The following is a 16,185-nucleotide window of genomic DNA, read 5'->3' as shown; positions in this document are numbered from 1 at the left end:
AACGGGCGTCCGCGCCTACCTCAGATACTTGATGAGCGCCTCGCTGCGGGAGCGCACGTGGAGCTTCCGATAGATGTGTTTCAGGTGGAAACGCACCGTGTCGAAACTGATGCCGATCTGGTCCGCGATCTCCTTGGTGATGTAGCCCTTCGCCAGCAGGGCCAAGACCTCCTCCTCGCGCGGCGTGAGCTGCTCCGCGTCCTCCAGCTTCGCCTTCGGCGGCTTCCGGAACGACTCGACCACCTTGCGCGCGACCTCACCGCTCATCGGCGCGCCGCCGTGCCAGACATCCCGCACCGCGTCGATCACCGCCTGGCGCGGCGTGCGTTTCAGCAGATAGCCGCTGGCCCCGGCCTCGAGCGCCTTGAACACCAGGTCATCATCCCCGAACACGGTGAACACCAGCACCTGCGTCCCCGGCACGAGTTCCTTGAGCCGCAGCGTGCAATCGACGCCATTGATGCCCGGCAGCTGGATGTCCATGATGACCACGTCCGGCTTGAGCTCCGGCAGCTCCGCCAACGCTTCCTCCGCGGAGGGAAAGGCCCGCGTGAAACGAAGGCTGGCCGCACGCTCGATGGTGCGGGTGAGCATTTCCCGGATACCGGGATCATCCTCGATGATGGCGACGCTGATGGGCATGGCTGGACGGATTCAGTGGGAAGATAGCGGGTTTTCCGACTCCGGGAAAGGCGGCAGCAGGATGCGGAAGGTGGTGCCACGATCGGAACTCTGGACCTGCAGCTCGCCGCGCATGGCGGCCACCCGCTCGCGGATGTTCTCCATGCCGTGGCGCTCGGGCGCGGTGCTCGCCTGAAACCCGCGCCCGTCGTCCTCGAACGCCAGCACGAAGTGGCTGTCCTCCGGCCCCATCGCGAGGGTGACCTGGGAGGCCCCGGCGTGCTTCAGCACATTGTTCAGGATCTCCTTCGCGATCAGGAAAAGGTGGTGCCGGTCCTCCGGTGAAAGCGCCACCTCCGGGATCTCCTGCGAAACGTGGACATGGCAGCGCACGCCGGTTTCCCGGAAGTATTCCAGCGCATACTGGCAGATGTAGGCGCAGAGCGCGGCCAGCGTGTCGTTCTTCGGACTCACGCTCCACACCGCCGCGTCGAGATCGCGGGCGAGATCGCGGACGCGGCCGGCGATGCGGGCGGAGTAGGATTTCATCTCCTCCACCCCCCCGCCCTCCTCGGAGAGCTCCTCCGCCATCATCCCCACCTGGGTCAGGCCCGCGCCCAGACCATCGTGCAGATCGCGGGCGATGCGCGCCCGCTCGTTCTGCAGGCGGCGCCCTGCCTCGAGCTGTTGCAGCCTGGCTCGCAGCCGCCGCTGCGACCAATGGCGGACCACGAGCACGAGCATCGCCCCGCACGCGATCACCGCCAGCGCGCGCGCCCACCAGGTCTCCCACCACGCCGGAACGATCTCGATGGGCACCGCCGCGACCAAGGGACTCCACACCAGGTTGCTGTCGCACGCGGCCACCTCGAAACGGTAGCGGCCCGGCTTCAACGGCGAGTAGGAGGCCGAGCGCGTGGCGGTGGGCTCGGACCATTCGGCATCGAGCCCCACCAGCCGGTAGCGGAAACGGACCTTCTCCGGAGAGGTGAACGTGGGGGCGGTGAACCGGAACTCGAGCTTCCTCACCGAGGACGGCACGCTGGCGGACGAGGGTGGCAGCACCCGGCCATCCACCACCAGCGTGTCGAGGTGTGCCTGGAGCGCGCGCGGGCCCTTCGCCCCCGCGGAGGGATCGGCCAGCACGAGGCCCTTCCGGGAAACGAAGCACAAGGTTCCCGCGCGGGTGCGCCAGGCACAGGGCTGGTAATTCGCCGCCGCGGAGAACCCCGCGAGATCATCTCCCTCCCCGAACCGCACCGGATAGACACGGGGCACCCGGCCGGACGCGCAATCCAGCAGCTCGCTCTTCCGCACGCGGTAAAGAGCCCGGCTCGCGCCAAACCAAAGCGCGCCCTGGCCGTCATCCAGCATCTGGGAGATCACGTCATCCGGCAGCCCTTGCTCCTCGCCGAGGCAGACAAACCGTCCGCCTTTTCCCACCGCCAGGCCGCCACCACCGGTCCCGACCCACAGCGTTCCATCCGCGTCCGCCACCAGACACCGGACCGCACTGCCGCGCAGTCCCTGCTCCTCCGCATAGCGGGTGAAACGCCCCCCCTTGAACTCATGGATCTCCCCCTGCTCCGTGCCGATCCACAACGTTCCCACGGCATCCTCCGCCATCGAGCGGATCTGCGCGCCGGTGAACCCATCGGCCGTCCCATAGACACGCTGGCCGCCTCCGGCCTCCCGGCAGACCAGCCCTCCGCTCTCCCCGCCCGCCCACACCCGCCCCGCTCGATCGAGGAAGAGCAGGTGAATCGAGCCCAGCGGCGGAATGCCGGTCCATTCCATCTCCCCGCTCTCCGGATCGAGCCTGCCGAGCCGGTTGTTCACCGCCACCCACACCGCCCCCGTGGGGTCGCCATGCACCGGCATCGCCCGGCGCGGCCAGGCATTGAATGGCGGCGCGGGCAGGAAACGTCCGGCCTCCACCTGCCGCAGGCCGAGGTTCGTGTTGCCAAACCAGAGCCGGCCCTTTCCATCCTCGCTGACGCTGCCGACGATGTCCGACATCCAGCCCTCCTTCTCCCCGAGAAGCCGGAACCTCGCATGCTGGAAACGGTTCAACCCTCCGCCCGAGGTGCCCACCCACACGTTGTCATCCGCATCCTGCGCCAGCGACGTGATGCGCGCGTGCGAGGTGGACATCGGCCGGATCACCTCCCCCTCCCGGCGGAAAAGGCCGCGGAAGCGGGTGCCGATCCAGAGCCCGCGTTCACGGTCCTCCAGCATCACCACCGGAGGCGTGGCGGCCCAGGGAATGACCGGCTCGGAGAGGGTGATGGCATCTCCCTCCAGTTTTGAAAGGCGATCGGACGAAGCCACCCACACGCCGCCATCCCGCGCCGCCGCCACCACCACTCCGCGCTCGGGCACGGCGGCCACCGGCGTGAGGGCACCCTCCCGGAACCGCTCGACCCCGTCGCCACGGGTCACCAGCACCGTCCCATCCATCGCCCGGGCGAACGAAGTGGGAGCCGTGAGCGCCGCACCGGAGGAAACCGGAAACCGCTCCACCTTCCCGTGATCCCACCGCCACACCTCCCGGTCCGCGCACATGACCCAGAACACATCCGCGCTTTCATGGAACAGCGAAAGGATCCGGCGCCCGGCCCCCAGCATCCCGCTGAGCGGGTGAACCGATATCGTTCCCTCCTCCAAGCGCACCAGGCCGGAGGTGTCGCAGGCGGCCAGAAGCGCGCGCGGGTTCTCCTCGATGACATCGATCACCCGCGAGGACCGTGGATCGGAAAGCAGCGGCGACCGGCTCTGGACGAACTCCAGGCCATCGAAACGCACCAGCCCGCCCTGGGTCGCGATCCACAGGAACCCGTCGTCCCGGCGCACCACGGCATTCACGCTGTTGTGCGGCAACCCGTCATCGGTCTCCCACGCCCGCGAGGAAAACGGCACCTCCGGCTCCACGGCGCGGGCCGCCGGGCCGGACACACCGCCCGACACCAGCGCCACCGCGGCCAACCACCGGATCCCCACCATCACGGCACGCTAGGGTCTCCGGTGGCATGAGTCAGCAACAACCCGTGCATGGCACCGCGTTTTCTACAGCTCCGTGATCACCCGGACCAGCACCACCCCGTGCGACGCCACCTTCGCCCGGTAGCCCTCGGGAAACACCCCGAGGTCCTTCTGCCGCCACAGGTCGCGGACCGTTTGTTTTCCTCCCAGCCCGAGGTCCTTCCACGTCACCGCCACCTCGGCTTCCGAATCCCCGAGATTGAAGAACCCCACCGCCTTCGATCCATCCTCGAGCGGCTTGGCGAAGACAGGCAGGAGATCCGAGCCCGCCACCTTCACCGCCTGCTTGCAGAGCACGTCCTGGTCGATCGCCAGCACCTCGTCGTTCGTGAGCAGGCCGAGCGTGAAATCATCCATCTTCTCCAGATCGCAGCCGAGCAACAGGGGCGCGGAGAGCAGGCACCAGATGCTGATGTGGGTGTATTGCTCGTCCGGCGTGAGGTTGGTGGGATGCGGCTTCCCCCAGCCCACATGGCCGACCACGAGCATGTCCGGATCGTTGAAGTGCCCCGGCGAGGCGTAGCGCGCCCACTTGTCCTGGGTGAAGCCCTTCTTGCTCATGCTCTCCCACGTGTCCTTGATGTCACCGGTGGTCCGCCAGCAGTTGGCGATGCGGCTGAGCTCCGCGATGCTGTTGAACGGCGTGCTGTTGGACAGGCTCAGGACCACGTCCCGACCGCTGCCGCGGAGCGCCTTTTCCATCTCCGCGGTCTCCGGCACCTCGATCGGGTTCCAATCGTACTTCAGGTAGTCCATCCCCCACGCGGCCCACTGCCGCGCGTCCTGGGTGGCGAAGGAGTGTTTCCCGATCGCCCACGGGAGGATCTTCTTGTTCACCGTCTTCGGCCCGTTTCCCGGCGGCGACCAATCGCCCTCCGGATTCTCCGCGGAGCCGCCGATGCGGCGGGCGTAAGTGGTCACCCACGGCGACGAATAAATCCCGACCTTCAAGCCGATGCCGTGGATGTCATCGCAGAGCTTTTTCATGTCCGGGAACTTCGCCGGATCCGGCTGGATGCCGTTGAAGGACCCGCCCCGTTTCCCCTGCCAGGCGTCGTCGATGTTCACGTAGCTCCACCCGTGGCGGTCGAGGCCGTGGCGCACGATGGCCTGCGCCGCGGCCAGGGTCTTCTGCTGGTCGATATTCGAACCCCAGCAGTTCCAGCTGTTCCAGCCCATCGGCGGCGTCAGGGCAATGTTGTCCCCCACCACGATCCGGAATGGCTTCTCCGCCGTGCCCTTCGCGTTGCGGGCCAGCAGTTTCGCCTCATACGTCCCGCGTTCCTTCACGCTGCCGGTGATGCGTCCGGTGGCGGGATCGAGCGTGAGCCCCGCGGGCAGGCCGGTGGCGGCGAAGGTCATCGGCCGCTCCCCCGTGGCCGGGATGGAATAGAGGAATGGCACCCCGGGCCGGACCCCGAATGCCTTCGGTCCGTTCACACGCGGCTGCGCGGGAGCAGGAGGAGTGAGAATGGGTGCCACGGCGGCATCCTGCCCGGAGGCGGAAACCACCGGCAGGACGATCGAACCGAAGCTGAACAGAACCAGGGCAAAGCGTGACGACTGCATGGGAATGGAATGGTCTCCCATGGTACCCCGGATCGCAAAATTACCCAGCTACCCGGATGAGTAGGCCGGAAAAGCGGGAGCCCATCCGCCTTCAACATGCTTTCAAAGCACTTCTAGACAACCTCTTCCACAGCATGAAGAAGGTAGTCCCCGAAGTTATTTGCCACGGGTTCGCCTTCCTTTCCGTCGGCAGCAATCCTCACTACAGGACTTTCCCCAAACTCGTCAACCTTACTGACGTCGATTGCATAGTAACTACCATCACCCCCATCCCCAATTAGGATGTAGCCGAGACCAAGGCCTATATTGCGGCGCTCATTCAGCGTTAGCCAAATACCATTGGGGACGCAGGAGTCCTCGAACTCGTCATCAATAATACCGTATATTTCCAAACCATTGATGTCTCCGCACCCCATTTCCAGCAAGAACCGGCGATAACTGGGCGGGAATTTGAGATTCAGCACTTGTTCGGCCATTCCGACCAAAGATTCGGCCTTTTCCCCCTCGAAGTCACCACCAGCTTCTTCGATCAGGGATTTAGCGGATTGATAACCTTGTATACTCATTGTGAAAAATCAGTTGCTCTATTCCTCCAATAGCCTCGACGGAAAGAGTCGAACGCTTTGCGGTTGATACCGGATGGAATTGTTTGAGGATTGATATGAATAACACTGGAATTCTGCTAGTGAAATGTCGCCGTCATTTCCGCCAGCGGGCCATCATTCATCTGAATAACCAGGACTCTCGCGCATCAAGCAGGCCTAAGAGCATATCTATCCATAAAGTCAAAAACGTTATGGAAATCCGTTTTAATCAAATCACCGGATTCATGATCCAGAACAAGAAGAGGCGGTTCACATCTGCCGTTTTTCGCCAAGAAGCCATAGACCCCTCCCGCGAAATCATCTGAAACCGGAATGAATGATAGATCGCGGCTCCTCTGATTGAGATGTGAAACGAGGAACCATTCGCTTTCTGGATTGGCGCAAAATAGTACACCAAATCCAAAATCGCCGCCTCCAAATTCTTGGAGGAATTCGCGATGAGACCCCTCCAATTTGCATCCAATAATATTTTCTAGAGTATCAATTTGATCATCGGAAGCAAGTGGATCCGGTGTGGTTGACCCGAATACCTTGGGCCGTTGCTGTTTTGCTTCAATGAGCTTTTGGTGGAATTCCGATTTAGTCATTTTCAATCGTAGACATGGTTAGGGTAGAGCTTTTCGGCGCCTTGTTCGCGAGCACGATACCACCAATGCAACTGGCGATCCTGCATGCGCATTTCATTGGTTACCCCTTGATTGAATTTATTGGGGTGAAGAGCAGCATTGCCGCGATGCAGTGATGGTTCTATCTCATGGATCGCGGAACCCGGCATTTGCTGAGCATGGTGAAGGTCTGGTCGTCCTAGGCTTTTCGGGGAACGACCATACAGACCGTTGAATAGATCGCTCTTGGTCCATGGTCCTTGAATACGGGCTGCCGAATCATTAACCCCAAACCCCACGCCTGTCGAGGTGCTGGGATTCGGAATCTTTGCACCTCTCTTAACACCCTCTAATTCAAAGCATTGATTGTGTGCAAGAAGCTGATCACGTCCCACAAAGTAGCAGTGGTCACCTTCGACTTCAAGGTTGAAGACCTGGGTGCCGGCCTGGTCCGGGGTGACGGAGTCGACGATCGCCTGGCCATCCTTGCTGGCGAGGACTTCGCCTTCCTGGAGATCCGAGATCGCCGTCCATTCGCCACGGGTGATCGAGTAGAGCGGGTGGGTGGGGGTGGCTTCGATTTCGGTACCGTTCTCAAGCTTGAGATCAACCGTTGAAGCCCCCGTGCGCGTCATCGTGCTGAGCACGACCCGCCCGGTGCCGGGTTGGATGGGCGGGCAGGCTTCGATCTGGTGGACATCCGCCCAGCCCTGCAGGCCTAGGTCGCCAATCTCCATCCAGATCCGCTTGCCGGAGGCGCAGCCGGTGTTCGTGATCCAGTGGTTGGAGCGGAGAAGCTCCATCTTCACCTGCTCTTTCGAGAGGTCGTCGCAGGCCAAGGTCACGGTGATCTTGCGCCAGGTGGCGGGATCGACTTCGGTGGCCGAGTAGCTGCCCGAGGTGGTCAGGACCCGATCACCGACATGCAGGTTCTCGATCGATTCGGAGCCCTCCGCGGTGGCGATGGGGGTCCCGGCGACGAAGCAGAATCCGCTGCCGCCCTTCCAAGGAGTGGGAGCCGTGCAGCGCAGGCTCTTGCCAAGACTCGCGGTTTCGGCGGCGATCTCACCGCCCATCCGCATTTCCATGGCGATGGCCCGGCCGCCGAGCATGGCCGCTCCCGCCATGTCCCCAATGCCCGGAAGCGCGGCAAAGGCATGGGCGGCTGCTCCCACGAAGTCGCCACGTGCCATGCTGATGCCCGCGTTGACGAGGTCGAAGGCCGGACCGATGACCGGCAGCATCCCGAGAATGGAGAGCCCGGTTTGGATCGCATCCAAGGTGGACATGGGGCCGAGCCCCGTCGGGTCCCCGAACTGGATTGGGTTTCCTCCGGCGTAGGCATACCAGTTCATGCCGCCCTCGAAGCGGGACGGGTCCATGGAGATGAATCGACCGAGAACGGGACTGTAGAAGCGGGCGCGCATCCACACGAGACCGTCCGGATCGGTCATCACCCCCAGATAGCCCGCGTAGCCGAAGGCGCTGTTCCAGATACCGCTGGAGTGGATGACACGGCCGTAGGGATCATAGGACTGGCGCGCGGTGACGGCACCGGTGCCATCGGTGATCACGACGCTGGAGCCGGTGTGGTCCGGGTGATGGAAGCGCATCGCCGCGGTGCCGCCACCCGAGGGAGTCTCGACCTCGTATTCGAGACCCAGGCCATAGACGCAGCGCACGGTGGCGCCGCTGGCATCCTTCCGGAGCAGCATGCGGGTCAGCGCTCCGCCGTGGGGGTCGAAGACGTACTCCGTGACGTCCGAGCCCCGCTGCATCTTCACGCGGTGGCCATCCTGATCGTAGGTGTAGCTCGCGGCCGTGCCGATCGCGGTGAGGCGATTGCGCCAGTCGAAGGTCAGGCTCTGGGCGGTGGCGGGAGATGCCAGGCTGAGAGGCCCCTGGGTCATGTTGCCCCGGCCATCATGCTGGCAGCCGACACCGTTGACGGTGAGCAAGGCGTTGTCAGACGTGTAGGTGGCCGAGGTGATCGGCGTCAGCGTCTGGTTCGCTGGCAAGCTGGGGTAGTTGTAGCGGCCGGAAAGGTCGTCCGTCTTGCGGTAATTGAAGCGGTTGAAGAGAAGCAGTGCGTTGTTGGAGCGCTCCTCGAAACCGGCCACACGGTCGATGCTGTCATACATCAGCGTGCGCTTGGTGCCGTTCGGGCGGGTGACGGTCAGCAATTTGCCATCGGGCCGCCAGGCGTAGCTGGTAACCTTGTTGTTCCAGTCCGTGACCTGCGTCAGCTTGCCAGTCTGATCGTATTGGTAGCTGACCCAGCAGGGGTTGTCGAAGGGGTTGGAGTCCTTCTCCGGATAGTAGATCTTCTTGATCAGCCCGTCGTTGTAGTACTCGTAGCCGATGGTCCACCCCTCGCTGTTCGTGTAGGTGCGGACACGATCGAAGACGTCGTAGGTGCGCTTGACCTCCTTGGAGCCTTCCACCGAACGCTTGAGCTGGCCCTTGCCGTCATACTCGACGTTCTCGACGTAGGCATCCGGATAGGTGGTGCCGTGAACCCGGCCTGTGCCGGACTCATAGCTGTAGGAAATCAATTGGGTGGAATTCTGGCTGTCCGTGAGAACCCGTCCCTCCGCGGTGTACGTCTTGGCGAAGACCTTGCCATCCGGAGTGCGGGTCGCCGTCTCGTGGTCGAAGGTGTCGTGATCGAACTCGTAGACCTTGCCACGGCGGTCGACCATTTTCCGCAGGCGTCCGGCCGCGTCGCTGTAACGTAAGCGCTCCACACGCCCCCCGTTCCCGGACCTACGATAGAGGTGATACATAGGCATGAATGACCTCTATCGTAGATCCCGGTGGCGGGCCGGGTTTGATCCGATCGGATTCCCGCGGCCGCGTGCTGATCGAGCCCTCCCAACGCGAGGCCCTGCTCGATGCCTTCGAGCGCGGCGGACAGTCGGCGATGGCCTTCTGCCGCCAACACGGCTTGAAGTATCCGACCTTCGCCACCTGGGTGCAGAAGCGTCGCCGGGATCAGCAGGAACCGGAACCCGTTCAACACTCCTTTGCCGAAGTTGTGGTGGACGCGCCCATGGAGCCTTCGGTCCAGGCAGCCGTCGCCGAGCCCCTGCGCGTCACGCTTGCCGACGGCACCCGCATCGAGGTGGCCAACCGCAAGCACCTCGCCTGGGTGGCGGAGCTGCTCCGCCATCTTACCTCCACCCGCCCGTGCTGACTCTCTCCGGCAGCCTGCGCGTCTTCCTGGCGCTGGAGCCGTGCGACATGAGGAAGTCCTTCGACAGCCTCCACGCGCTGGTCACAGGCCAGCTCGGCGAGGACCCGCGCAGCGGAGCGGTCTTCGTCTTCTCGAACCGCTCGCGCAATCGCATCAAGCTCCTCCATTGGGATGGCACCGGCCTGTGGGTTCACGCCAAACGGCTTGAAAAGGGTACCTTCTCGTGGCCGAAGCCGTCGGATGGCCGCGGAGGCAAGCTCAAGCTCGCCCCGGAGGCCCTTGCCATGCTCACCGACGGTATCGACCTGAAGGGAGCGCGGATGCGTCCGTGGTATGAGCGGGAGTGAACATCCGGCTTGCCGGGGACTACTCCATCCATCGTAGCATGTGCGCGTCCGATGACACCCGAGCGCGAACAACAGCCACTTGAGGAAAACTCCTCCCTGCGGGAGACCCTCGGGCTGTTGCGCGAGCAGAATCAGCTCCAGGCCGAGCTGATCGACAGCCAGCGCGAGCAGCTCCGCAACCAGGAGGAACTCATCGGCCTTTTGCGCCAGAAGCTTGACCTGGTGTTGCGCAAACTCTTCGGCAAGAGCAGCGAGGCGCTCGACCCGGCCCAGCTCGAACTCCTGCTGGGTGAACCGCCGGGAAAAGCCCCGGCCTCCCCGACCTTCGGCGACGCACCGGTGGTGGAGGCCAGCGCAGCAAGCGTCGCCCGTCCTGATCGCAAGCCGCGCCGCGAGCGCATCCCCGACCATCTGCCCGTTGTCGAGGAAGTGCTGCTGCCCGAGCCGGTCAAAGCCTGCCCGGAAGCTTGGCGCAGGATTGGAGAGGAACGCAGCGACCAACTCGACTACCAGCCCGGCCGGATCTTCATCCGCCGCCTGATCCGGCCCACCTACGTCCGTGTCGCCGACCGCGATGCGGCCCCCGTCACCGCCAAACTCCCGCCGCGGCTTCAGGACGGCCTCACGGCCACGCCGGCGCTCATCGCCCACGCCCTCGTCTCGAAATACTGCGACCACTTGCCGTTCTACCGTCAGGAACAGATCCTCGCCCGTCGACATGGCGTCGCCATCGGGCGCAACACGCTGTGTCGCTGGGCGGAACTCGCCGCCTTCTGGCTCAAGCCGCTCTACCGGCACATCCATGAAGACCTGCTCGCGGGCGATTACCTCCAGGCCGACGAGACACCGGTCAAATACCTCGCCCCCGGCACCGGCAAAACCGGTCTCGGCTATCTTTGGACCCTGCACCGCCCTGGCGGCGATGTCCTCTACCAGTGGCGCACCAGCCGCGGCAGCGCTTGCCTGAATGATCTGCTCGTCGGGTTCAGCGGCATCCTCCAGAGCGACGGGTATCGCGCCTACGACACCTACGCCGCCCGGCATCCGGAGATCACGCAGGCCGCCTGTTGGGCCCACGCCCGGCGCAAGTTCCACGAAGCGTATCAAAGCGGGCAGACCCTCGCGGCCGGACCGCTCAAAGCCATCGGCGGCCTCTACGCCATCGAAAAGGAACTACGCCAAACCCGGGCAGGGCCAGAGGAACGGGCTGCCATACGTCGGGAGCAAAGCATCCCGATCCTCGAAGGCTTCCGCCTCGACCTGCAGCGGCTGCGTGCCAACGTGTCCGTGTTGCCGAAGAGTCCGCTGGGACGAGCCATCGATTACACCCTCGCGCTGTGGCAGAAGCTCGAAACCTTCGTCCGCCACGGAAAAGCGGAAATCGACACCAACCTCACCGAGAACGCGATCCGTCCGACGGCGGTGGGCAAGAAGAACTGGATGTTCGTCGGAGGCGAGGACACCGGGGACCGCAGCGCCATCCTCTACACGCTCATCGAGAGCGCGAAGCGACACGGCCACGAACCGTATGCCTACCTGCGGGACGTTCTCGAACGCCTGCCCGGGATGAAGGCCTCGGAAATCGACGCCTTGCTCCCGAAGAACTGGCAGCCTACGAACGAGGTGCTCGTGCCGATCCAAGCTGCGTCCTGAAAAGCGGCTTCATGCATCCTCGGTCAAGAGAGGCCGCATGGAGCGCTTACGCTGTAACGGACGATGTTGAAGTTCATCGGGTCCGTCGCCGTGGACCGGGAGCCGCGGATGCTTCCCCCGGTGGACATCGAGAACACCTCGTGATCGCCGTAGGCCGTGTGGGTGTTCCGGTTCAGAACATCCGAGGCGTCGGTCACGCGGCCGAGGTTGTCGACCAGGTAGTTGTGCGCACGGGCACCATGCACGGGGTCGGCAGGAAGGTTGCTCTTCTTCTCCTTGCCGTTCGCGAAGTATTCGTGGGTGGTGGTGTTTCCATAGATGTCCGTTTCGGACATCAGGAAATCACGTGCATCGTAGGTCCACGTCTGGGCCACGTCGTCTGACGTGCCCACTACTCCGTCCCCTCCGGCCGACGTTTCCACAAGTTTCAGATCGGAAGCGGAATAGGTGGTGGCCACGATTTTCTTGCCACCGGAGCGACCGGTATCCGTTTCCTCCCGGACGATGCGGCCGCAGGCGTCGTAGATCGTGCGGCCGACGTGCGAGTAGGACGAATTGTTCGGGTCAACGCGGGTCGCCGAAATCACCTGGTCCCGGTTGTTGTAGGTAGCCGTATCGGTGTGGCCGTTTTCATCGACCGTCGTGCCGGGGGAGCCGAAGATATTGTAATTGCTGAAGGTCTTGGCCGGGGCGTTCCGCTCCACAATGGACGCGGTCCAACCGGCTTCATTGTAGGTGTAGGTGGTCACATAACCGTCGCGGTCGGTGATGGTCGCGGGCATGCCCTTGGCCCACCCGGAACCCATCAAGGTGTAGGTGGTGGTCTTGCCGTCCAGAGTCATCGTCTGGGCGGAGCGGCTGGTGCTGCCGGGGAAGTAGGTGAACGTCGTGGTTCGTCCCAGCTCGTCGGTGATGTTCAGCGGCCGGCTGAGGGAGTCGAATGTCGCCGCGGTGGTCCAGGGAACCGTTTGCCCGGAGTTGGCATAGCGGTTGGTGAGGATGGGGTTACTGTTGACATCGTAGGTTGTTTGCACCCAGCCCCCCGCGGGATCGGTCTCCTTGATGATCCGCCCCTCGTCGTCGAAGACGCGGGTGGTGGTGTAGCCCAGCGCATCGACCTCGCCCCACAATTGGCCTCGATCGCTGTAGAGGTACTGCTTGATTCCGTTGGCTGGATCCTGCTCTTCGTTACGGATACCGTTGTAAAAGAAGAGCCACGGTTGGCTAGCCGTATCCCCGTTCTGATACTGGCTGCTGACCCGCCCGATCTGGTCGTAGGCATTCAAGGCCGTGACCTGGTTCTCGGGATTGACCACCTTGGTCATCCGGGCCCGGAACGTGTCGGACGGAGACGAGACCTCATCCTCCCGATAATAATAGCGGGTCTTGTTGTTGGAGTTCGCATACTCCGACTGGACGGGAGTGAGGTTTTCCGGATCGGTCTGCTCCTTGAGGTTCCCGTTTCCGTCATAGCCGTAGAGGGTGGACACGGAATCCGTCCCGTAATACAGCTTGGCGTTCGTCATCAGATGCGAGCCGGTGGTGGCGTAGGTGAAAGAAATACCGCGATTCTTGCCGCCAACCGTGGATTCTACTTTCTGCAATCCATTCGTATTCCAGGAAAAGTTGAGGGTTTGGCCGTCCGGACCGGTCAGCGAGCTAGCACGCCCCTGATTGTAGTAATAGCCCGAATACAAGGGATTGAAGACGATCGTGTTCCCGCCCTTTTGGACCAAGGTGAATTCCCGGCTGGTGGCGTCGCGGCTCAAAACCATTCCTGATCCGCTGCCGGACTCGTAGGAGCCGTCAGGCATGAGGACGAAGGTTTCGGACTCGTTGCCGAGAGTAGCGACGATGGCATTGTGCGTGAGCTGGTCTGCGGCCCACTTTCCCAACCACACGCACATGTGCCAGCGGACGGGGTTGAGCGTGGCAGGATCGGCCACGCCGGCGCTGGCGTAGGCAGGAGGGATGAGATACTCCTTCAGGGTTTTTGCCGTTACCAGGAATGGAACCATCTGGCGGGCGGAACCATCACCAAGAGCAAGGTCGGCGGCGGAGGTTTCCGTAATGAACAGGTTCCAATTGTGCGTCCATCCGAAGCCCATGCCGGCGGATGCACGGTGGGCGTTCGCGGAAGAGTAATAGCGCTGGAACGTGAGGCCCTGCGGGAATTCGCCGCTCCCCATTTTCAAGTCGACGTCCGCATAATCGAAGCTGCCGTTGTAAAGGTTGACGGGATCCGCACCATGGCTGTCCACGACCTTGCAGGTCGGTTCGCTGATGGTGACCTCTCCGGGCACAACCCTGACCTGGTTGTAGCCAGCGGGAGTCACGATCTGCTTCAACATCAGATTCGGGTCGATGAGCTCACCGGCGACAGAGTAGCCACCCTGGCTGTCTCCCACCGACATCCGGATCTGGTTCATGGAGATGAACGCCTCGGCTTGGTCGCTATAGCCTCGCAGGGAGATGGCGGGATATCTCCAGAGGGACTGTTGGGTGTTGTCGATCGCGCTATCGGCAGCAACCAGCCTGGCGGTGAAATCGTTCTTCAGAGTTACCCGCTGGTTGTGGGTATTGTTGGGCGATCCACCCCAGAAGCCCGACTCGGTTCCGGGGATGTATCCTTGGGTCAACACCCACATCGGAACGGTGTTGTAGCCGAGTTGATTGACGGTGGACTTTCCATACGGAGGCTTGTCCTTGCCGTTACTTGTGTTTACCTTACCCACCTGTTCGATCAAGCTGTGCTCCAGACCGCTCTCCACGAGCATGGAGGCCATGGACGCGGCGATCTCACCACCCGCCCCTTGGTATTGTCCGAGCCTGCTGCTGGCGGCGGTCAATTGCAGGAAGGCGTCGACGAAGTAGGCGTTGTTCTGGCTCATCCGTCCCAGTGAGAAGGATTTCTCAAGGTTGGCGTCGAAGACATCGCCGAGAGTGCGCCGTGCGGAGGCAGTCTGGGAAAGCCAGGTGAGACCCTGGACGTTGAGCATTTCGAGAACGATTTCCTTCCGGAGATCCAGGTCCGAAATCTGAAGCCACAAGATCCCCGCATCGGACGAAACCGAGCCCGGAAAGCGGCGCTCCGCTTGATGCATGAGTTCATCCAGCTTCTCCTGCCGATAACGAAGGGTGCCCTTCTTGGGATTGAAGCCGTAGAAGAGCGTATGGTAGGCCCTTAGCTGAACCGCAGGAGAATCGGAGCTGCGGTCAACAAGAACATCGGCCTTAACCTCGGCGTTCGCAGGGTATCCCGACATCGGCAGGACGAACTTCGTGGCAAGAATCACCTTCTTGGTGTTGACGGTCGGGAAGGTGTAGGTGGAAAGCGGAACGCTCGATCCTTCCGCATTCAACTGGGCCGCCGTGCCGACAAACTCGACCCATACACGCCGTTCATTGAGGGTCGGAGTGAGGACGGACCACGTGTTGTTTGTGGTGGTGCCGGAGACCGTGTAGCTTCCCGCCCCCAGATAAATCTCCATGCGGGCGGCCAGTTTCGCGGACAGGAGCGAGCCACTGCTATCGGAAGTCAGCCCCGCTTCAGGCAAAGCCGAATAGGCGATTTTGACGAGTTTGTAGCGTCCAAGAAGATTGTCCGCGGAAATTTTCCCGAGGTTCTCCTGTTTTTTGATATTCTGCAGGCCCAAGGTGGTCCTGTTTCCGAGAAAGCCGCAGAGATCATATTTGTAGGAGGAGGAAATAGGCATTTCGGTGGCCACTGAATCACCCGGCGTCGGGGTCCATGTGAGACCGATACGGGTCGATTCGTTTGCCGGGTCGGTGTCATCCACTGCGGTGGTTCCGTGCAAGAGGTCTGCCGGGTCGGGTTGCGCCCAAGGTGACTCGGTCAATTCCCTGCGAGGCGCCTGGCGATAGACCACCGACCACGGGTCCAGGTTCTGGGAACCCATGCGGAGCCAGAAGCGGCGTATCTTGATATTGCCGTTCGAAACAACGAGCCGGGAGGCATTCCAATAACCTTGGTCAGTCGCAACGTTGGCAGCGAGAGCAAGCTGCTTCGAGGCGAGGCTGGTTGGATTCGGTACCGTGGGATGATACAAATAGCGACCGGCGTTAGTGCCGCTGGGATTGGCGCTCCCTGAGATCCGCCACAAGGAACACACGTCGGGAAGATTCAGACCACCGGTGTAGTAGGGAAGCTCCTGCCATCCTGTGGCGAAACTGAGGGTGCCTATGTTCGCGGAAGAATCATTGGCTTTCGCCGATTCAAGCAGTGCGGCAAGAAGGAACGCCTTGTCGAGATCGTTGCCACTTCCTTCATGAAAGGTGACCTGCGGACCCTTTTTCAGGCCGAAGTAGAGCTGGGACTCGATCTCGTTGCGGACATAGTTGAAGATCCTGAGCGGATCATTCCGCAGACCGTTGGCCAGTTCGCGGAGTTCAGGGCCGATTTCCACGATCGCGGGAGCCGGGTTCGGAGAAGATTCCCCCACGGCCAGAGAACTATGGATCTTCTGACCGCTGAAGTATTCGCTGACATTTTCCCCACCCGAGCTCTGATAAGGAATGGTTGCGAT

At 62.4% G+C, this 16,185-nt stretch carries 10 protein-coding genes; 3 read left to right on the top strand and 7 right to left on the bottom strand.

Going from position 1 to position 16,185, the window contains the following annotated elements:
* Nucleotides 1-15 precede the first annotated feature (15 nt).
* From llg_RS13925 to llg_RS13900, 6 genes are all read right to left on the bottom strand, one after another.
* Nucleotides 16-642: a response regulator transcription factor gene (locus tag llg_RS13925; RefSeq protein ID WP_338285282.1), complete on the bottom strand. Its 627-nt coding sequence runs from the start codon at nucleotides 640-642 to the stop codon at nucleotides 16-18.
* Between the two features lie 12 nt (nucleotides 643-654).
* Nucleotides 655-3,624 (bottom strand): two-component regulator propeller domain-containing protein, encoded by a 2,970-nt coding sequence (locus llg_RS13920; protein WP_338285281.1) that lies wholly within the window; start codon nucleotides 3,622-3,624, stop codon nucleotides 655-657.
* Between the two features lie 63 nt (nucleotides 3,625-3,687).
* A complete protein-coding gene (locus llg_RS13915; protein WP_338285280.1) occupies nucleotides 3,688-5,232 on the bottom strand; it encodes a putative Ig domain-containing protein in 1,545 nt (514 codons plus the stop codon).
* Between the two features lie 113 nt (nucleotides 5,233-5,345).
* A complete protein-coding gene (locus tag llg_RS13910) occupies nucleotides 5,346-5,798 on the bottom strand; it encodes an SMI1/KNR4 family protein (protein WP_338285279.1) in 453 nt (150 codons plus the stop codon).
* 185 nt (nucleotides 5,799-5,983) lie between these two features.
* A complete protein-coding gene (locus llg_RS13905) occupies nucleotides 5,984-6,424 on the bottom strand; it encodes an SMI1/KNR4 family protein (protein ID WP_338285278.1) in 441 nt (146 codons plus the stop codon).
* Nucleotides 6,425-6,426: 2 nt separating this feature from the next.
* Nucleotides 6,427-9,144 (bottom strand): RHS repeat-associated core domain-containing protein, encoded by a 2,718-nt coding sequence (locus tag llg_RS13900; protein WP_338285277.1) that lies wholly within the window; start codon nucleotides 9,142-9,144, stop codon nucleotides 6,427-6,429.
* 92 nt (nucleotides 9,145-9,236) lie between these two features.
* Here llg_RS13900 and llg_RS13895 point away from each other — a divergent pair, with 92 nt between their 5' ends.
* Genes llg_RS13895 through llg_RS13885 form a run of 3 tightly spaced genes read left to right on the top strand, consistent with a single transcriptional unit; the run spans nucleotide 9,237 to nucleotide 11,638 of the window.
* The gene (locus tag llg_RS13895) at nucleotides 9,237-9,638 is read left to right on the top strand and encodes a hypothetical protein (RefSeq protein WP_338285276.1); all 402 of its coding nucleotides are present in this window, start codon (nucleotides 9,237-9,239) and stop codon (nucleotides 9,636-9,638) included.
* A complete protein-coding gene (gene tnpB, locus llg_RS13890) occupies nucleotides 9,632-9,985 on the top strand; it encodes an IS66 family insertion sequence element accessory protein TnpB (RefSeq protein ID WP_338285275.1) in 354 nt (117 codons plus the stop codon). Before llg_RS13895 ends, tnpB begins: the two co-directional genes overlap by 7 nt.
* Before the next feature lie 51 nt (nucleotides 9,986-10,036).
* Entirely contained in the window at nucleotides 10,037-11,638 is a 1,602-nt protein-coding gene (locus llg_RS13885) for an IS66 family transposase (RefSeq protein WP_338285274.1), read from the top strand.
* 23 nt (nucleotides 11,639-11,661) lie between these two features.
* On the opposite strand, the gene llg_RS13880 is transcribed toward llg_RS13885, so the two are convergent.
* A complete protein-coding gene (locus llg_RS13880) occupies nucleotides 11,662-16,101 on the bottom strand; it encodes a DUF6531 domain-containing protein (protein WP_338285273.1) in 4,440 nt (1,479 codons plus the stop codon).
* Nucleotides 16,102-16,185: the final 84 nt, after the last annotated feature.

Source organism: Luteolibacter sp. LG18, from assembly GCF_036322585.1.
Classification (GTDB): Bacteria; Verrucomicrobiota; Verrucomicrobiia; order Verrucomicrobiales; family Akkermansiaceae; genus Luteolibacter.
The sequence above is the reverse complement of the archived record's forward strand: the minus strand, read 5'-3'. Positions and strand labels throughout refer to the sequence as shown.